Here is a 17,211-nt window from a genome sequence, read left to right as displayed (position 1 = left end):
CGTCCCGGAGACGCCTGAAGACCAGAACAGGCGCCCGTCTCCGTGAGGGGACAGACGCCTGAGCGCATCACCGACCGCGCTGGGCCGCTGATCAGGACTAGCGGTTCTTGACCCGCGTGACTGCGTCGGTGTTCTCCGAACGCGCATTGCCGGCCTTCTTGTCGGCCTTGGCGGTGCGCTTCTCCTTCAGCGTCTTCGCCGGTGCGGTCTTGCCGCCTTCTTTCCGTGCGGACTTCTCGCCCATGATGGTGCTCCTTTGCGAGTCACGGTGACCCGGTACCGCTGAGGGTACAGCCACATCCTGTTCCCCGGTCCAGCCACCGCATCCTTGTTAGCATTCGGGGATGACGAACCCGACACAGATCACCGACGTCCCGATCGGCGGCGAGGGCATCCGACTCGGGCAGTTCCTGAAGTTCGCCGGTCTGCTCGACTCCGGCGGAGACGTGAAGGCGGCGATCGCCGACGGCGCGGTGCGGGTCAACGGCGAGATCGATCGCCGACGCGGCCGGCAGTTGCAGCTCGACGACGTCGTCTCCCTCGAGGGGCGCAGCGTCCGCGTCCGCCCCTGAGGCGGACGCAGCAGCTGTGCTGGATCAGAGACCGTAGAAGCCCAGCTCCCAGTCGACCGCTTCCGCGGGGCTGAGGCCGACCTGCGGCGCCTCGGACACGTCGTTGGTCGTGAAGTAGATCGACGTCCCCGGGCTCACGAAGACGCTCGCGGAGTCCTCGCCGACGACGTCGAGGTCGACGAAACCGCCCCCGGACAGCGCGGTGCGCTCCATCGTGTCCTTCAGCGTGGTGATGATCGTAGCCGGGTCGAGGTCGTAGACGAGCCCGCCGAGCGTGAGAGTGCTGCTTTCCATCGTGATGTCCTCAATGAGGTCATGGTGCGCGAAGGGCAACCGTACGCCATCGGGCGGCGCGAACCCGTCGTACGGCTCCACAGCGACGCGCATCCGGCGGAACTAGGGCAGTTGCCCGAGGTAGGACAGTGGCCTCAGCGAGGAACGTGAGTGGTCGAGCACGGACACGAGCCCCGTGCGCAGCGGAGGAACCATGTTGATCACGAGCGCCAGTTACAGCCCGTTCACATCCGTCGAAACGAGACGGTTCATCGAGCAGGAACTCCAGCGGGACCTCGAGCGGGAGCGTCGCCACCGGGAGCGACGACTCGAGGAGGCCGCGGCCGATGGTGACGAGGGTGGGACCATGGAGTGGTGAGCCTGCCCACCACCAGCCCGACGATGATCGGGCGAGCCTCCGATCTCCGAGCACTGCAGGCCGTGTTCGACGCCGTCGCCGCCGGCGAGTCACGCAGTGTGGTCCTGAGCGGCGAGGCCGGTATCGGCAAGACGCGCCTGCTCACCGAGTTCACGCGGTCGGTCCGGTCGTCGGCGCTCGTCATCACGGGCCAGTGCGTGGACCTCGGTGAGGTCGCCGCGCCCTACGCACCGGTCCTCGGCCTCATGAAGGACCTCGTCGCGCAGCGCGGGCGCGACGCGGTGCTGGAGGCTGCGGGCCCGGGCAAGGCCTCCCTCGCGACGCTGCTCCCGACACTCGGTCCTGATGCGGAGGACCAGCGGGAGGGCGGCGTCGGGCGGCTCCACGAGACCGTCGCGGTGCTGTTCGAGGCGCTCTCTCGCGACCGGCCCGTCGTGGTCGTCGTCGAGGACGTCCACTGGGCCGACGGCGCGACGCTCAGTCTGCTCGCATTCCTCGTCCGCGCGCTCACCTGCGATCGTGTGATGATCGTGCTCACGTTCCGGAGCGAGGACGTCTCCCGCGGACACCCGTTGCGCGGGTTCCTCGCCGAGCTCGACCGCACGAGGCGCGTCGAGCGGCACAGTCTCGAACGGTTGAGCCGCAGCGATGTGCTCCGCCAGGCGATCGCCATCCGTGGCACGTCACTCGACACGGTCTCGATCGACAGCGTGTACGCGCGGAGCGAGGGCGTCCCGTTCTTCGTCGAGGAGCTGCTCGGGCTCGACCAGGACCGCGACGGCGACGGCGACGAACTCCCGGACACGCTCCGCGAACTCCTGCTCGCGCGCTACGAGCGACTCGCGCCCACGACCCAACAACTGCTGCGCGTGATCTCGGCCGGTGGCGTCTGCGTCGAGCACGCCCTCCTGGAACGGGTGTTCGCGGGCGGGCCCGATGCTCTCGACACCGGTGTGCGGGAGGCGATCGGGTCGAACGTCCTCGTCGCGGACGCCACCACGTACGAGTTCCGACACGCACTGGTCCGGGAGGCGATCCACGACGATCTGCTGCCCGGCGAACGGAGCCGGTTCCATGCGGGGTTCGCCGAGGCGCTGGAGGCAGGCGTCGGTGGCGAGCCGGTCGCTGCCGCGGTGTCGCACCACTGGATGCTCGCCCGCGACTTCGGACGGGCCTTCCCCGCGACCGTCCGCGCCATGGAGCAGGCTCACGCGGCATACGCGTACAGCACGGAGGCGCAGCTCGGCGAGCGCCTCCTGGAGATCTGGGACCAGGTCCCCGATGCCGCGACACTCGTCGGCCGCTCGCGTTCGGAACTCATGCGACGGACGGCGAGCGCCTTGCGGAACGCCGGCTGGACGGACCGGGCGATCGCCATGGTCGACGAGGTGCTCGCAACGCCCGAGGACCGCGACGACCTCGACCAGGCCAAGCTCCTCCGCGACAAGGCCTTCTACCTCGCCAACCTCGGGCGACCGGGCTCGGTGGACCTCCTCGAACAGGCGCTCGACCGGGTCCCGCCGGGCACCCCCGGCGACCTGCGCGGGGTGCTGCTGACGAGTCTCGGCGCGCGGCACATGATCGTCGGACGGCTGGAGCGGGCGATCGAGTACGCCGACGAGGCCGCTCGGGAGGCTGTCCGCACCGGTTCGGCACGGAACGCCTCGGTCGCCGCGAACATCGGTGGGATCGCGCGCATCCACCACGGCGAACTGGAGAGCGGCAGCAGGATGCTCGCGACCGCTGAGACGCTGGCGGACGGCGACGGCAGCGCCCTGCTCCGGTACCGGGTGAACGCGTCCGACATGGCGAACCTGCTCGGCTCGTACGAGGACGCGCTCGCGTCGGCATTGGAAGGCGTCGCGCGGGCGAAGGAGCTGGGTGTCGAGCGCAGCTCGGGGCTCATCCTGTCGTCGAACGCGGTCGACCCGCTGGTGGCGCTCGGGCGATGGGACGAGGCGGAGGAACGGGTGCATCGGGCACTGGCACTGCAACCACCGCTCGCATTCTCGGTGTACCTCCGCCAGTCGCTGATCCTGCTCACCCTCTGGCGAGGCGACACCGAGAGTGCGGCGACCATGTACCGCCGGTGGCGGAAGGGGATGCTCTCCCTGTCCGGCCTGGAGGTGCAGACGCGGTTCGGTGTCGCCCGCGTCGTGATGCAGGTCGGGCTGGCGGCCGGCGACCTCGCCGGGGCCTGGTCGCCGGCGGGGGTCGGCGTGTTCGATGCACCGGACCACCGCCCGATGCCGGCGTACGACCTGCCGGCGCTGGCGGACGCGGCCCGCGTCCTGGCCCGGGTCCGTGTCGCGCTGGCCACCGGCACGCTCGACGTGGCGTCCGGCCCGTTCGCGGGGGTCGACGACGATCAGCTCCGGCAGCTGGAGGAACGCTGGCGGGCACTGCTCGCCGAGGAGCGCTTCTGGCCGACCGCGCCGCTGTGGAGCGCGCTGGTCGACGCCGAACTCGGCGGGCCGGACGGCACCGGTGACGACGTCGGGGCGTGGGAGGCGGCTCGGGCGATGGCCGAGCGTCCGTTCGCTCCGGCCGTGCTCGCGCCCTACACCGCGCTCCGGCTGGCTGAGGCGCGCGTGGCCGCCGGTGATCGCCCCGGCGCACAGGACACGCTCGTCGTCGCGGTCGCCGAGGCGACGACGCTCGGTGCCGGCCTCGTGCTCGACGGTGCCCGGGCGTTGGCGGAGCGAGCGTCGCTGAACCTCGACGGCCGCCCCCGAGCGCGTGGCACGAGCGGCTCCATCGAGTTGACCGCCCGGGAGCGCCAGGTGCTGCAGCTCATCTCGGAGGGCCTGAGCAACCGACAGATCGGCGAGCGCCTGTTCATCAGTGCGAAGACCGCGAGCGTCCATGTCTCGGCCATCCTGCGGAAGCTCGGAGTGGCGACCCGGACCGAGGCCGCGATGGTCGCCGGAGCGAGTGGATTGCTCACGGCGAGCGCCGGACGCATCGACCGACCCTGACGTCCGCCCTGGCGGTGAGGTGGGTCCCGGCCGGAATCGAGGGGAAGCCGGCCGGGAACCCCGACAGGGCGAAAGGGTCCTGTCGGGCAACAGCGTAATCACGGAGCCGGGCGTCGCGTGGCCCGTTGCGCTCTCTGGATAGGCGTGCGCCTCCGGCACCGTGCTTCCGGTCGGGCACGCGCCGTGGCGACCTTGCGATACTGGGCTGATGTCACAGCTGAGCCTGCAACCCATGGAGCGCCCTCGGGACGACGACGCGTTCGTCGAGTTCTTGAGCACTCACGAGTTCCCCTTCCACATGCGACCGCGACCGACAACTGAGGATGCGCGTGCACGCCTGGTGGCCGGCGTCGTCGACGGGCCCGGCGCCTTCGGATGCTGGGTACTCGCAGACGGCGAGGTGGTGGGAGTCGTCACCCTCGAGGACCTGGAGGACGACGCGGCGTTGATCGACCTGCGGCTCGCCGAGGACGCGCGAGGGCGCGGGATCGGAACAGCGGTGCTGCCGGTCATTGTCACCGAGGTGTTCGGGCGGTTCCCGTCGGTCCGCAAGCTCGAAGGGCAGACCCGCGAGGACAACGTCGCCATGCGTCGTGCCTTCCGTCGGGCCGGCTGGGTGAAGGAGGCCCACTACCGCGAGGGCTGGCCCGTCGACGGCGGACTGCCACTCGCATCGGTCGCCTACGCGATCCTCCGCAGCGACGTGCAGTCGGGCACGACGACGCCGGTCCCCTGGGACGACGAGCCGTAGAGCGTGTGACCGTCCCCCAGGTCCCAGGTGTCGACCCGCGAGTCGAACTTCACGCCCGCGATCTTCCCGTCAGTACACCCGTGGGCTAGCGCTTGCTGGCTGCGCGCCGGATGGCGCCGAAGACGATCGTGCCGATGATGAGGACGATGCCGATGATCCCGAGCCACAGCAGGCCCTTCAGCGCGAAGCCGACGATGGAGAGGATCGCCCAGATGACGAGGAGCACGATGATGATCTGCATGGCTTGGGTTCCTGATTCCGTGGGGTGATGGTGATCGGTGATGGTGACTCAGTGGATGCGGAGCTCGGCGACGAGCGGACACGCGAACGGGTCTCGAGCCCCGAGACCGACGCGGTTGAGGTAACGGATGACGATCCCGTAGGAGCGTAGCAAGGTGGTCTCCGTGTAGGGGACGTCGAGCGCGGCGCAGTGGTCGCGGACCAGCCGTCGAGCCTCCTTGAGCGCGGGGCGCGGCATCGAGGGGAACAGGTGGTGCTCGACCTGGTAGTTCAGGCCGCCCATGAGGAACGACACCCACCATCCGCCGGCCACGTTCCGCGACGTCAGGACTTGCCGGGAGAAGAAGTCGACGTTCGCGTCATGGGCGATCGTCGGCAGCCCCTTGTGGTTCGGGGCGAACGAGGCACCCATCATGACGCCGAACACCGCGAGCTGCACACCGAGGAACGCGCACGCCATACCGAACGGCAGGAACCAGAACACGACCGTGAGGATGATTCCGAAGCGTGCGACGAGCATCACGCCCTCGATCACCCGGTCGCGCACGCCGGCCCGCGTCCCGACACCGCTGACGACGGAGCGGATCGCGAGCCAGTGCAGGTTGAGGCCTTCGAGGGTGAGGAGGGGGAAGAACAACCAACCCTGGTGACGGTAGAAGATCCTCGCCGCCCGGTTCCGCACGGTGTCGACGTCCTCGGGCAGGAAGCGGATCGTGTCGGGTTCGATGTCGGGGTCCTTGCCCACCGTGTTGGGGTTGCCGTGGTGACGGGTGTGCTTGTTCATCCACCACGAGTAGCTCAGTCCGACCAGGAAGGTTCCGAGGAAGCGGCCCGCCCAGTCGTTCCAGGCACGGGACTCGAACACCTGCCGATGCGCGGCCTCGTGCGACAGGAAGGCGAACTGCGTGAACAGCACACCCAGAGCGGCCGCGACCAACAGCTGCAGCCAGGACTCACCGAGGAACGCGAAGGCGACCCAGCAGCCGGCGGTGGCCAGCACGAGCACGGCGAACAGCGTCCAGTAGAAGCCGTAGCGTCGTCGGAGCAGACCGGCCGACTTCACCTCGGCGAGGATCGCGGAGTAGCTCGACGTCCCGCCTGTCCGGGGTCTCCCACTGGGTCCGGTCCTCCGGAACCCGCTGCTGCGTTCGACCGTCATCGGACGCCCTCCGCCGGTGCGACTGGCGGCCTCGTCGACCACGATGGTCGCCGATGGCGCGCGCGAAGAAGGCCGACGGGGTGCGTGCTCATGAGGCTCCTGGGCATCATCAGAAAGGACGGACAATCCGGCAACCGGGGTCTGGGGCAGCGCTCGTTCAGCGTAGAACGGTCTCGCGACCCGGTGCAAATCCGCACGAGCGGATCTCGACCACCGGCGGTCATGGACGACCTCCGGCCTCGGTTACGGTTGATCCGCTGATCAACAGATGAGGACAAACACGCCCATGGACGACACGCGCGAAGCACGGCTCATCGAGACGTTCGTGACCCTCACCGACAGCCTCGTCGCCGACTACGACGTCGTCGACGTGCTGCAGACGCTGGTCGACCGGGCGGTCGAATTGTTCGACGCCGCCGCCGGGGCCATCCACCTGGCAGACCGCGACGACGTCCTGCAGGTCGTCGCGTCCACGAGCGAGCGGAGCGAGTTCATCGGTCTCCTCCAACTCAACGCCGGCGAGGGGCCGTGCATCGCAGCGGTGACGACCGGCCGACTGGTCACCGCGGAGAGCGCCGAGGAGCTCCAGGAGCACTGGCCGAGGTTCGCCGCGGCCTCGCAGGAACGAGGGTACGCGGGCGTCCACGCGATCCCCATGCGGCTCCGCGACACGACCGTCGGGTCACTGAACCTGTTCCGCGAGACCGAGGGAGCCCTCAACGGCGCCGACGCCCGCGCCGCCCAGGCGCTGGCCGATGTCGCGACGATCAGCCTCCTCCAGCAACGCACGATCGAGAACGCGACGCTCGCCGCCGAGCAACTCGAGCGCGCACTCGACAGCCGGATCGCCATCGAACAGGCGAAGGGGTATCTGGCCCGTGCGGCGGGAGTCGACATGGACACGGCCTTCGGGATGATCCGGCAGTACGCACGCACCCGCCAGCGGCGGCTCGGTGACGTCGCCGCTGCGGTCGCCCGAGAGGAAGTGCCGCTCGACGAGGTCACGGCGGCCGGCTCCCCCGGAGCGGACGGCGCCTGACCGCCGCTCCGGCCGTGGGGTGGCTGGTCGATCCTCCACAACCCACTCCAAACTCAGCCGGAACAAGGCAGGATGGAGGTTCGAACATCACCGAGCACTCTCGAAGGAACACACCCATGGCAGGCCTCAGCCTCTCCAAAGGCAACAACCTCTCGCTCACGAAGACCAGCCCCGGGCTGACCATCGCCACGGTCGGTCTCGGGTGGGACCCGCGCACCACCGTCGGCGTCGCGTTCGACCTCGACGCATCCGCCATCCTCGTCGCCGAGAACGGCAAGATCCGCAGCCCCGCGGACTTCATCTTCTACAACCAGATGTCGACGCCCGACGGCTCGGTCGTGCACCAGGGCGACAACCGCACCGGCGAGGGTGACGGCGACGACGAGCAGATCACGATCGACCTCCGCGCCGTGGAGCCCGACGTCTCTCGCATCGTCATCGCGGTCTCGATCCACGACGCCGACAACCGCCGCCAGAACTTCGGCCAGGTCCGCGACGCCTTCTGCCGGGTCATGGACCAGGACCAGCAGGAGATCGTCCGCTACGACCTCACCGAGGACGCCTCGCAGGAGACGGCGATGCTGTTCGCCGAGATCTACCGGTACAACTCGGAGTGGAAATTCCGTGCCGTCGGCCAGGGCTACACCACCGGCCTGGCCGGCATCGCGGGCGACTTCGGCGTCCCGCTCGACTGAGTCGGCACGATCACCCACGCAGCCCTCGGTCGGATTCGGCCGAGGGCTGCGTGGTTTACAACATCCCGATCACGCCTTCCGACGACGCCCTGCCGAGCGCGGCGGGGCCGCCCGGAGGTGCTCGCTGACCCGCCCGAGGATACGGGCAAGCTCGCTGACCTCGTGGCCGTCGAGTGGCGCGAAGAGCAGATCCCGGACGGCCTGGATGTGACCGGGGAAGACCGCGGCGAGCACGTCCCGGCCGGCCGTCGTGATCGCCGCGACCGTGCTGCGCTCGTCGTCGGGTGATGGTGAACGGGTGATGAGTCCGCGCTGTTCAAGCAACTGCGCCTGGTAGGTGAGCCCACTGCGGCTGTAGACCACGCCGTCCGCGAGGTCCGTCATGCGCTGGTGACCGTCCGGCGCATCACCGAGGCGCGCCAGCAACTGGAACTGGACGTAGCTCAACTCCCCCGCCTCACGGAGCTGCTGCTCGACCGCCGGACGCAGGAGGCTACTCACCTCGGTGAACGCGAAGTACGCGCCGAGCTCGGTCGGGGTGAGGGATGCAGGGGTTTCGGCCATGGATCCATTCTAGGTGTTGCTTCGAGTTCGAAGCAGTGTTATCGTCATGCCAGTTGCTTCAAATTCGAAGCACTTGACGAAGGAGAGCATCATGCAGGCAGTCCAGTTCCACGAGGTCGGCGGACCCGAGGTCCTCCACTACGGCGACATCGAGCAGCCGAGTCCAGCCGCGGGGCAGGTGCGCATTCGCGTCGCCGCGTCGGCGTTCAACGCGGCCGACAACGGCATGCGGGCCGGCTTCCTGCCGATCCCGGTCCAGCTCCCCCACGTCCCCGGTTACGACGTGTCGGGCACGATCGACGCGATCGGTGAGGGCGTCGAGGGGCTCACGGTCGGCGACGCGGTCATCGGCTTCCTCCCGATGGAGCTCGACGGCGGCGCGGCCGAGTACGTCGTCGCACCGGCGGAGGCCGTCGTCGCAGCACCGACGACCATCCCGCTCGCGGACGCCGCTGCCCTCCCCTCGGTCGCCCTGACCGCCTGGCAGGCGCTGTTCGACGACGGCGGTCTCGAGTCGGGTGAGCGCGTCCTGATCGTCGGCGCAGGAGGGGTCGTCGGCAAGTACGCGATCCAACTCGCCAAGCGCGCCGGGGTGCACGTCATCGCGACGGCGAGCCCTCGGAGTGAGGCGGCCGTCCGAGCCGCCGGGGCGGACGAGGTCGTGGACCACACGGCGTCCGACCTCCTCAGTGCGGTCTCCGAGCCCGTCGACGTCCTCCTCAACCTCGCTCCGATCGACCCGGAGCAGTTCGAGGAGCTCGTCGGTCTCGTCCGCGACGGCGGCGCGGTGGTGAGTACCACCGCGTGGATGCCGACGCCCGGGGACGAGGCGCGGCAGGTCCGCGCGGCGACGGTCTTCGTCCTGCGGAACCGCGACCGCCTGTCGACCCTCGTGTCGCTCGTCGACGAGGGATCGCTGACGGTTGAGGTGACGCGCCGGATCCCGCTCACGGAGCTGCCCGCACTCCACGCCGAAGCCGCTGCGGGCCGGATCGCCGGCAAGGTGATCGTCCTGCCGGCATGATCTGCCCGGTTCGTCGCGACAGAACAGCAACGATCCCGCCCGATGTGACGATGGTCACCCCGGACGGGATCGATGCGGTGTCGGCGCGGGCTAGGAGGCGACGCGTCGGCGACGGACGACCAGCCACGCGCCGGCTGCGAGGAGCAGCCCGGCCAGGCCGAGGAATCCGACGACCGAGACACCGGTGGTCGACAGCGCACCAGGACCGGAGCCCGTGACTCCGGGAGCCGCGGCGTCTGCGGCCAGGACCGTCAGCGCCGCCTCGGCCGTGATGCCGGAATCGGCGCCCAGCGCCTGGAGGGTGTGCGCTCCCGGCGCCACCGAAGCGGGCACCGTGAGCGTCGCCACGAACGCACCCGAAGCGTCCGCGACGACGGTCCCGAGGTCGGTCGGGGTGGAGAACAGCGTGAACCGCACCTGCTCCCCCGCGGCGAAGCCGGACCCGGACACCGAGATCGACTCACCCACCCGCACCGACGGCTGGTCGATCGTCAGCGTGCCCTCGGCACCGGGCACCGCGATCCGCTGTGGGCCGACGCTCTCGAGGGTCGGGACGACCGGGTTCATGAGGCCCGTCTCCGGGTCGAACGTCAGCCGGTCGATCGTCGTCTCGCGGTGCTGGCCGTCACCACCCGGGATGGCGAACCGGTGGTAGACGATGTACCAGTCGTCGGTTCCCGGCACGTTGAGGATCGAGCTGTGACCCGTGGCGAGGATGCCGAGTTCGGGTTTCTTCTGCAGGATCACACCGTGGTACGTCCACGGGCCGTCGACGCTCGTCGCCGTCGCGTAGCCGACCCGGTAGTTCTCCGAGCCGGTGTCGTCGATCGAGTACGTCAGGTGGTAGATCCCGTCCCGGTAGTTGACGAAGGCGCCCTCACGGAAGTCGGTCAGGCCGTCGATGCGCTTGAGCGTGTCGGCCTTGATCGACAGCATGTCGTCCGACAGCTCGGCGTACACCGGCGAGCCGTTGCCCCAGAACAGGTAGCTCTTCCCCGTCACCGGGTCGGTGAACGTGGCCGGGTCGATCGCCTGTCCCGAGGTCACCGCTTCGTCGTTGAGGATCATCGCGTTCGGCTGAGCCGTGAACGGACCGGTCGGACTGTCCGCGACGGCGACGCCGATGGTCTTCCGGTCGACCGAGGGGTTGTGTCCGCTGAAGTAGAAGAAGAACTTCCCGTCCTTCTCGCCGATCGTCGGTGCCCAGGCGTTGCCGGTCGCCCACGGCACGTTCCCGTTCGCGCCGTCGAGCGTGAGGATCGGCTCCGCCGAACGCTCCCAGTCGACGAGGTCCTTGGACGACCAGACGAAGAACTCCTTGCCACCCCAGCCGGCGAAGCCGTCGGAGGTCGCATAGATGTAGTAGGTGTCGCCCCAGACGAAGACGTTCGGGTCGGCGTAGAGACCGGGGATGACCGGGCTCTTCATCTCGACCGCCCGCATCGTCCACGTCACGGCAGCACCCGAGGTCGGCGTCAACGTCACGGTCACGGGGCTGCTGAGGTCGACGGCGGTCCCCGAGGCGGGGCTCGCCGTGACACCGGCCGCGGTCGTGAACGTCGGGCTCAAGACGGTGCGGTCCGTTCCGGGGCGCACCGGGAAGACGACCTCGTGACGGTCGTTGTCGACGATCGGGGCGGTCTTGAGCACGTCCTCCTCGAGGCCGATGTCGGTGAGTGCCGCGGTGTTCCCGGAGCCGGCGAGCACCTCGTCCGCCGAGAGCGCGCGGTTGTAGATCGCGAACTCGCGGAACGCACCCTTCAGCCGGTTGTCGGCGTCGTAGTTCGAACGGCCCAGGTAGTTGGCGCTCGTCCACCCGCCGCCGATGTCGCCCGGATCGGACGTGACGGTCCCCGTCCCGACGGCGATGCCGTCGAGGTAGATCGTGGCCGTCGTGCCCTGCAACGTGTACGTCAGCTTCGCCCAGCGACCGCGCGTCAGGTCCTTGCCTTGCGACACCGTCTGCTCCGTGCTCCAGTTGCCGGTCGCGAGGCTCGTCCGATACGCGTTGCCGGTGCTGAACAGGTAGCCGTCGCCGGCGCCACCGGTGGTGTTGCCGAGCCCGTAGATGAAGTACGGATTGGCCTGCGTCGGGTCGATCCAGACCTCCGCCTCCACCGTGACGTCCTTCACGCCGGCGAGCAGGTTGTCCGGCAGCTTGACGTAGTCGTCGCCGCCGTCGAGCTGCAGCGCGCCGTCGGAGAAGGTCGCACCGCCCTCGACCGCTGCGTCGAGGCCGTTGCCGGACACGTCGTTGAGCGTCGAGCCGGCGGACTCGGCGAAGTCGTAACGGACGATCTCGCCGTCCTCGTTCGCGGGCAACGGCTCGGGTGCTCCGCCGAGGCTGTCCTCGAGCAGTTGCAGCTCTGCGGCCGTGACCGGGAGCACCGTGCCGTGGCGCGGGCTCGCGGGCAGGTCGTAGTCCTTCGCGACCTGCCAGTCCGGGTTCGCGATGTCCTCGGTCTCGAGCGGGATGTAGCCGCGTCCGCCGTACTCATCGACGAAGAGGTAGAACTTGTCACCGTTGACGTCGCCAGGGTTGGCGGCGAACGCCGTCGGACCCTCGACCGCGCTGGTGCCGGCGTCGCGACCGATGCAGCTGTCGAGCACCGTCCAGGACTCGAGCGTGGCCCGCAGGTCCGTCGAGGACTCCTGGATGATGTCGGCGCACCCGGTGCCACCGGCGCCCTCGTCCTTGGTGAAGCGGTAGTAGGTGTCGCTCGACTTGATCACCGTCGAGTCGATCCGGGAGACGCCCTGATCCTGCCAGACCTGCGGCTCGCTGAACGTCGTGAAGTCGCGGGTGGTCGCGTACATCATGCGGTGGTAGCTGTTCCCGGTGTGGTCCGGGTCGTCGGCGCCGTAGAGCGACGACGCCCAGAAGACCACGTACGCGCCGATGGTGTCGTCGTAGTACGCCTCGGGTGCCCAGGTGTTGCCGGCGTTCTCCGGTGCGACCTCGATGTGGCGCTGGTCGGACCAGGTCACGAGGTCGTGGGACTCCCACACCTCGAGGTAGTGGCTGCCCTTCCGGACCGAGTCTCCCCAGGACGTGCCGCTGCCGATCGAGAGGTCGGTGGCGATGAGGTAGAAGGTGTCACCCTCGGGAGAGCGGATGAGGAACGGGTCGCGCAGCCCCTTCGTACCCTCGTCCGAGGTGAGGACCGGGCGTCCGGCGTTGAGTTCGTTCCAGTCGAGCGCGTTGTTGCCCTCACTGGCGGCGAAGTAGATGTTCTCGCCGGCGAGCGAGTTGCCGGTGAAGTAGGCGAACGCGTAGCCCTCGTAGTCGGGGGCCGCGATCGCGGCGCGGACGGTCGCCGTGAACTCGCGCGTCGCGGTCGCCTCTCCCTGGCTCAGCGTGGCGGTCAGGGTGACGGTGGTGTCCGTGGCGGGCCGCGTCACGACACCGTCGATGGTGATCACGGTGGTGTCCGACGACGCCCAGGCGATGTCGATCCCCTCGGGTGCTCCCGGCAGGGTCAGATTGCCGCGCACGTCGTCGACGTTCGCGATCGAGAGCGCCGCCGCGGCGGCGTCCAGGTCCTCCTGCGCTGTGGGGGCGGCCCGGAAGCCGGACTGGGAGGTCGCTGTCGGAGCGGCCCCCGACGGCACCGCTGCAGCGGCGCCGGAGGCACCGACGAGCGGGAGGATCAGGGCCGCGATGGAGGTCGCGACGACCGTTTTGAGGCGCAGTTGTCTCATGGGGGTTGGTTCTCCTGGTTCGGCGTCGTTGTCGAGCGGGATGGAACGGGTGGTGCGGTGGGGGTGTGCGTGCGTCAGGTCTTGCGTTTGCGCGAGACCACGAGTCGCTGGAGGAGGACGAAGACGAGCAGGATGCCGCCGGTGATGATGGTGGTCGCCTCCGGCGGGATGCTGCCGTCGCGGGTGATGAGCACGTTCATGAGGCCGAGGACGAGCGCACCGACGACGGAGCCGAGGACGAACCCGGCGCCTCCGGTCAGCAGGGTGCCACCGATGATGACCGCGGCGATGGCGTCGAGCTCCCAGCCGACGCCCGTGATGTTCTGGGCGATGCCGAGCTTCGAGGTGTAGACGACGGCCGCGAGGCCGGCCAGGGTACCGCTGATGATGTAGACCATGAGCTTCGTGCGGACGACGGGCAGCCCCATGAGGAGCGCCGACTGCTCAGAGCCGCCGATCGCGTACACGGTCCGGCCGAGGCGGGTCTTGTGGAGCACCACGAACGCCGCAGCGACGACGAGCAGGGCGATCAGGACGTTCGGGGTGGTGATGAGGTCGTTGATCTTCGGGCCGTCGATCACCTTCCACTCGGTGGACAGCGAACGGATCGGCGAGTCGTCGGCGAGACGCTCCGGGGTGGTGCTGAGCATCGACGCGAGACCGCGCCCGAGGAACATCATCGCGAGGGTGGCGATGAACGGTTGCACGTTGAAGTACTGCACGAGCACGCCCGAGAACACGCCGAACGCTGAGCCGATCAGGATCATGATCACCATGACCGCGATCGGGTTCCAGCCCGAGTTCGCGAGCATCACCCCGATCAGACTGCTGATGGCGATGATCGCACCGACGGAGAGGTCCACGCCGCCCGTGAGGATCACGAAGGTGAGTCCGACGGCGAGGATGATCAGGTAGGCGTTGTTGATGAGCAGGTTCGAGATCGTGCTGGCCTGGACGATCCGTCCGTAGGCGATCTCGCCGTAGACGACCATGCCGATGAAGATGACGACGGCCGCCAGGGTGGGCAGGGTCTCGAGGTTGGGCGTCAGCCGGGACAGCAGCGAGCGCCGCGGGAGCACCGGAGCGTCAGGTGCGGGTCGGTCGGTGAGGGTGCTCATGCGGACACCGTTTCCTTTCGCGTGGGGACCGACGCCGTGGGCGTCGTCCGGGACTTCCGCCGGGCGAACAGGGCTCTCACGCGCTGTGACTGGAGGAGGCAGATGATCACGATCACGACGGCCTTGAACGCCGGCGTCGCCGAGGAGGGGATGGAGAGGAACACGATCGTCTTGTCGAGCGTCGCGATGAGGAGCGCGCCGATCACGCTGCCGGTGAGGGAGAACTTGCCACCGGCGAGCGAGGTGCCGCCGATGACGACCGCGAGGATGGCGTCCATCTCCGCGTTCAACCCGGTCTTCGCGACCTCGACCGTCATGACGCTGGCGGTGCTGAAGATCCCGGCGACACCCGCGAGGACGGCGCTCACGATATAGACGGCGATGAGGATGCCGATCGGGCGGATACCCGCCATCCGGGCGGCGCGCGGGTTGATGCCGATCGACTCGATCATCAGGCCGAGCGCGGTGCGCCGGACGAGGAACGCGACGATCGCGACGATGACACCGGCGATGATGAAGACCACGGGGAAGCCGAACACCGTGCCGTTGGCGAGCCAGCGGAAGGGCTCGTTCGTGGCGGAGGTGTTCTGCCCCGAGGTGATGACCTTCGCGAGGCCGCGGCCGGCGAGCATCGTGATCAGGGTGGTGATGAACGGCTGCAGGCCGACGATCGAGACGAGCACTCCGTTGACGGTGCCGAGGAAGGCGCTCACGGCGAGCGCGAGCAGCGCTGCGACGATGGCCGAACCGGCGTCGCCGCCGCTCTGGTTGCTCATGAACTCCATCGACACGGCGCCGGAGACGGCCATGACGGAACCGACCGAGAGGTCGATGCCGCGGGTGGCGATCACGAGCGTCATCCCGACCGCGATCATCATGATCGGGGCGCTCGCACGCAGGATGTCGATGGGGTTGCCCGACAGGTTGCCGGTCGTGCCGTTGACGGAGACGCCCAGGTAGCCGGGGTCCTTGACGAGGTTGATGACGAGCAGGAGCAGCAACGTCACGATCGCCCAGATGTAGGGCTGGTGGACGATGGTGCTGACGACGCCGCGGGCCGAGCCCTGGCCGCCGCGGGCGGAGGAACCGGAACGGGCCGGCCCCTGATCAGTGGCGCTCACGTGGCGCTCCCTTCGGTGGCGATCAGGTCGACGATGGTGTCTGCGGTGACCTCGGGTCCGTTGACGATCTCGCCGATCTTACGGTGATCCTTCAGCACGACGATCCGCTCGCTCAAGCGCACGACCTCCTCGAGCTCGGAGGAGATGAACACGACGGACATCCCGTCCTCGGCGAGCGCGGCGATCGCCTCCTGGATCTCGGCCTTGGCGCCGACGTCGATGCCGCGGGTCGGCTCGTCGAGCACGATGAGCTGCGGCTTCGTCGCCAACCATCGGCCGAGGAGCACCTTCTGCTGGTTACCACCGGAGAGGTTCTTGATGGGGCGTTCCGGGTCGGACGGGCGGACGTTGAGTTCGAGCAGGTACTTGTCGCAGAGCTCGTTCTGCTCACGGCGGGAGAGCGGGCGCGCCCAGCCCCTGCGGGCCTGGACGGCGAGGATGAGGTTCTCGCGAACGGTCAGGTCGCCGATGATGCCTTCGTCGCGTCGGTTCTCCGTGGAGAAGGCGATCTGCTTCGACAAGCCGGCCATGGGCGTGTGGACCTCTGCGGTCGTGCCGTCGATCGTGACCGTGCCGGAGTCGGGACGGTCGGCACCGTAGATGAGCCGACCGAGCTCGGTGCGGCCCGACCCGAGGAGCCCCGCGAGACCGACGACCTCGCCCGCGTGGACCTCGATGTCGACGGGGTCGATCGAGCCCTTCCGCCCGAGGTCCTTGGCGCGGTAGAACGCCGGGGTGTCGGCGGTGGCGGTCCGGCCGCGGTTGGAACCCAGGGCGGCGAGCGCGCCGTAGTCCTTGCCGATCATCTTGGAGATGAGCTCGGTGCGGTTGAGGTCCGCGGTGCGGTACTCCCCGACGAACTCGCCGTTGCGGAGCACCGTGAGGCGGTCGCTGATCGCGTAGACCTGGTCGAGGAAGTGGGAGACGAAGAGGATCGCGACGCCCTGGTCGCGTAGTCGGCGCATGACCTGGAAGAGGCCCTCCACCTCGTTGGCGTCGAGGCTGGAGGTCGGCTCGTCGAGGATGAGCACCTTCGACTTGGTGACCATGGCCCGGCTGATCGCGACGAGCTGTTGCAGCGCGAGCGAGATGCTCGAGAGCGGCTGCTTGGGGTCGATGTGCCCGAGGCCGAGCCCGACGAGCGCTTCGTGTGCGGCTTCGTGGGTGCGGCGCCAGTTGATGCCGAAGGGGCCGCGGACCTCGTGGCCGAGCATCACGTTCTCGCCGACGGTGAGGTTGTCGCAGAGGTTCACCTCTTGATAGACGGTCGAGATGCCGGCGCTCTGCGCGTCCGCCGTTCCGGAGAAGGAACGGGGACCTCCGGCGACCAGGATCGTGCCGGAGTCGATCTTGTACACCCCGGTGAGCGCCTTGATGAGCGTCGACTTGCCGGCGCCGTTCTCGCCCATGAGCGTGTGGACCTCGCCGGGGAAGAGACGGAAGTCCACGTCTTGCAGGGCTTTGACGCCCGGGAACTCGATGGAGATGTGCTGCATCTCGACGATCGGCTCGGTGATTGCCATGTCTGCCTGGTCGTTCTGCCGGTCGATCCGGCGTCGTCGCCGGGGAGTCTGGTCCCCGGGAAGCGGGTGGGCG

General features: G+C 68.9%; 16 protein-coding genes. 7 read left to right on the top strand and 9 right to left on the bottom strand.

Features of this window, described 5'->3' with window-relative positions:
• Positions 1 to 97 precede the first annotated feature (97 nt).
• Complete coding sequence (locus CCK91_RS19575) at positions 98 to 244, bottom strand: hypothetical protein (RefSeq protein WP_157579891.1); 147 nt, start codon at positions 242 to 244, stop codon at positions 98 to 100.
• Positions 245 to 344: 100 nt separating this feature from the next.
• Between CCK91_RS19575 and CCK91_RS03305 the strand changes: the two genes are divergently transcribed.
• Positions 345 to 572, top strand: a complete 228-nt coding sequence (locus tag CCK91_RS03305; RefSeq protein WP_064295072.1) for an RNA-binding S4 domain-containing protein — start codon at positions 345 to 347, stop codon at positions 570 to 572.
• A gap of 24 nt (positions 573 to 596) precedes the next feature.
• On the opposite strand, the gene CCK91_RS03300 is transcribed toward CCK91_RS03305, so the two are convergent.
• Positions 597 to 866 carry a hypothetical protein gene (locus CCK91_RS03300; RefSeq protein WP_133059919.1) on the bottom strand — a complete coding sequence of 90 codons (270 nt, stop codon included), beginning with the start codon at positions 864 to 866 and terminating at the stop codon, positions 597 to 599.
• A gap of 193 nt (positions 867 to 1,059) precedes the next feature.
• Between CCK91_RS03300 and CCK91_RS19570 the strand changes: the two genes are divergently transcribed.
• The 3 genes from CCK91_RS19570 (at position 1,060) to CCK91_RS03290 (ending at position 4,953) form a co-directional block, all read left to right on the top strand.
• Complete coding sequence (locus CCK91_RS19570; RefSeq protein ID WP_165766974.1) at positions 1,060 to 1,224, top strand: hypothetical protein; 165 nt, start codon at positions 1,060 to 1,062, stop codon at positions 1,222 to 1,224.
• On the top strand, positions 1,221 to 4,202 hold the full coding sequence (locus tag CCK91_RS03295) for a helix-turn-helix transcriptional regulator (RefSeq protein ID WP_086472844.1): 2,982 nt from the start codon (positions 1,221 to 1,223) through the stop codon (positions 4,200 to 4,202). The genes CCK91_RS19570 and CCK91_RS03295 overlap by 4 nt, the downstream gene beginning before the upstream one ends.
• 208 nt (positions 4,203 to 4,410) lie before the next feature.
• Complete coding sequence (locus tag CCK91_RS03290) at positions 4,411 to 4,953, top strand: GNAT family N-acetyltransferase (RefSeq protein WP_086472843.1); 543 nt, start codon at positions 4,411 to 4,413, stop codon at positions 4,951 to 4,953.
• Between the two features lie 85 nt (positions 4,954 to 5,038).
• Here the strand turns inward: CCK91_RS03290 and CCK91_RS19565 are convergent, their stop codons facing one another.
• On the bottom strand, positions 5,039 to 5,194 hold the full coding sequence (locus CCK91_RS19565) for a hypothetical protein (RefSeq protein WP_162852293.1): 156 nt from the start codon (positions 5,192 to 5,194) through the stop codon (positions 5,039 to 5,041).
• A gap of 48 nt (positions 5,195 to 5,242) precedes the next feature.
• Positions 5,243 to 6,352, bottom strand: coding sequence for a fatty acid desaturase family protein (locus tag CCK91_RS03285; protein ID WP_086472842.1), 1,110 nt, complete (start codon positions 6,350 to 6,352; stop codon positions 5,243 to 5,245).
• Between the two features lie 286 nt (positions 6,353 to 6,638).
• Here CCK91_RS03285 and CCK91_RS03280 point away from each other — a divergent pair, with 286 nt between their 5' ends.
• Positions 6,639 to 7,391 (top strand): GAF and ANTAR domain-containing protein, encoded by a 753-nt coding sequence (locus tag CCK91_RS03280; protein WP_086472841.1) that lies wholly within the window; start codon positions 6,639 to 6,641, stop codon positions 7,389 to 7,391.
• Between the two features lie 116 nt (positions 7,392 to 7,507).
• On the top strand, positions 7,508 to 8,086 hold the full coding sequence (locus CCK91_RS03275; protein ID WP_085512164.1) for a TerD family protein: 579 nt from the start codon (positions 7,508 to 7,510) through the stop codon (positions 8,084 to 8,086).
• 69 nt (positions 8,087 to 8,155) lie between these two features.
• On the opposite strand, the gene CCK91_RS03270 is transcribed toward CCK91_RS03275, so the two are convergent.
• Entirely contained in the window at positions 8,156 to 8,650 is a 495-nt protein-coding gene (locus CCK91_RS03270) for a MarR family winged helix-turn-helix transcriptional regulator (RefSeq protein WP_086472840.1), read from the bottom strand.
• A gap of 91 nt (positions 8,651 to 8,741) precedes the next feature.
• On the opposite strand from CCK91_RS03270, the gene CCK91_RS03265 reads away from it, so the two are divergent.
• Positions 8,742 to 9,674, top strand: a complete 933-nt coding sequence (locus CCK91_RS03265) for an NADP-dependent oxidoreductase (RefSeq protein ID WP_086473142.1) — start codon at positions 8,742 to 8,744, stop codon at positions 9,672 to 9,674.
• Positions 9,675 to 9,764: 90 nt separating this feature from the next.
• Here CCK91_RS03265 and CCK91_RS03260 read toward each other — a convergent pair whose 3' ends face one another.
• From CCK91_RS03260 to CCK91_RS03245, 4 genes are all read right to left on the bottom strand, one after another.
• Positions 9,765 to 13,376, bottom strand: coding sequence for a family 43 glycosylhydrolase (locus CCK91_RS03260; RefSeq protein WP_086472839.1), 3,612 nt, complete (start codon positions 13,374 to 13,376; stop codon positions 9,765 to 9,767).
• A 74-nt stretch (positions 13,377 to 13,450) separates the two neighbouring features.
• Positions 13,451 to 14,494 carry an ABC transporter permease gene (locus CCK91_RS03255; RefSeq protein WP_086472838.1) on the bottom strand — a complete coding sequence of 348 codons (1,044 nt, stop codon included), beginning with the start codon at positions 14,492 to 14,494 and terminating at the stop codon, positions 13,451 to 13,453.
• Positions 14,491 to 15,615: an ABC transporter permease gene (locus CCK91_RS03250; protein WP_086472837.1), complete on the bottom strand. Its 1,125-nt coding sequence runs from the start codon at positions 15,613 to 15,615 to the stop codon at positions 14,491 to 14,493. Before CCK91_RS03250 ends, CCK91_RS03255 begins: the two co-directional genes overlap by 4 nt.
• Positions 15,612 to 17,138, bottom strand: coding sequence for a sugar ABC transporter ATP-binding protein (locus CCK91_RS03245; RefSeq protein ID WP_086472836.1), 1,527 nt, complete (start codon positions 17,136 to 17,138; stop codon positions 15,612 to 15,614). The genes CCK91_RS03250 and CCK91_RS03245 overlap by 4 nt, the downstream gene beginning before the upstream one ends.
• Positions 17,139 to 17,211: the final 73 nt, after the last annotated feature.

This window comes from Plantibacter elymi (nom. nud.) (assembly GCF_900177795.1).
Classification (GTDB): Bacteria; Actinomycetota; Actinomycetes; order Actinomycetales; family Microbacteriaceae; genus Plantibacter; species Plantibacter elymi.
The sequence above is the reverse complement of the archived record's forward strand: the minus strand, read 5'-3'. Positions and strand labels throughout refer to the sequence as shown.

Excerpts from the sequence above, each read along its gene's own strand:
- CCK91_RS19575 (WP_157579891.1), bottom strand. The coding sequence starts at position 244 with ATGGGCGAGAAGTCCGCACGGAAAGAAGGCGGCAAGACCGCACCGGCG.
- CCK91_RS03305 (WP_064295072.1), top strand. The coding sequence starts at position 345 with ATGACGAACCCGACACAGATCACCGACGTCCCGATCGGCGGCGAGGGC.
- CCK91_RS03300 (WP_133059919.1), bottom strand. The coding sequence starts at position 866 with ATGGAAAGCAGCACTCTCACGCTCGGCGGGCTCGTCTACGACCTCGAC.
- CCK91_RS19570 (WP_165766974.1), top strand. The coding sequence starts at position 1,060 with ATGTTGATCACGAGCGCCAGTTACAGCCCGTTCACATCCGTCGAAACG.
- CCK91_RS03290 (WP_086472843.1), top strand. The coding sequence starts at position 4,411 with ATGTCACAGCTGAGCCTGCAACCCATGGAGCGCCCTCGGGACGACGAC.
- CCK91_RS19565 (WP_162852293.1), bottom strand. The coding sequence starts at position 5,194 with ATGCAGATCATCATCGTGCTCCTCGTCATCTGGGCGATCCTCTCCATC.
- CCK91_RS03285 (WP_086472842.1), bottom strand. The coding sequence starts at position 6,352 with ATGACGGTCGAACGCAGCAGCGGGTTCCGGAGGACCGGACCCAGTGGG.
- CCK91_RS03280 (WP_086472841.1), top strand. The coding sequence starts at position 6,639 with ATGGACGACACGCGCGAAGCACGGCTCATCGAGACGTTCGTGACCCTC.
- CCK91_RS03275 (WP_085512164.1), top strand. The coding sequence starts at position 7,508 with ATGGCAGGCCTCAGCCTCTCCAAAGGCAACAACCTCTCGCTCACGAAG.
- CCK91_RS03270 (WP_086472840.1), bottom strand. The coding sequence starts at position 8,650 with ATGGCCGAAACCCCTGCATCCCTCACCCCGACCGAGCTCGGCGCGTAC.
- CCK91_RS03265 (WP_086473142.1), top strand. The coding sequence starts at position 8,742 with ATGCAGGCAGTCCAGTTCCACGAGGTCGGCGGACCCGAGGTCCTCCAC.
- CCK91_RS03260 (WP_086472839.1), bottom strand. The coding sequence starts at position 13,376 with ATGAGACAACTGCGCCTCAAAACGGTCGTCGCGACCTCCATCGCGGCC.
- CCK91_RS03255 (WP_086472838.1), bottom strand. The coding sequence starts at position 14,494 with ATGAGCACCCTCACCGACCGACCCGCACCTGACGCTCCGGTGCTCCCG.
- CCK91_RS03245 (WP_086472836.1), bottom strand. The coding sequence starts at position 17,138 with ATGGCAATCACCGAGCCGATCGTCGAGATGCAGCACATCTCCATCGAG.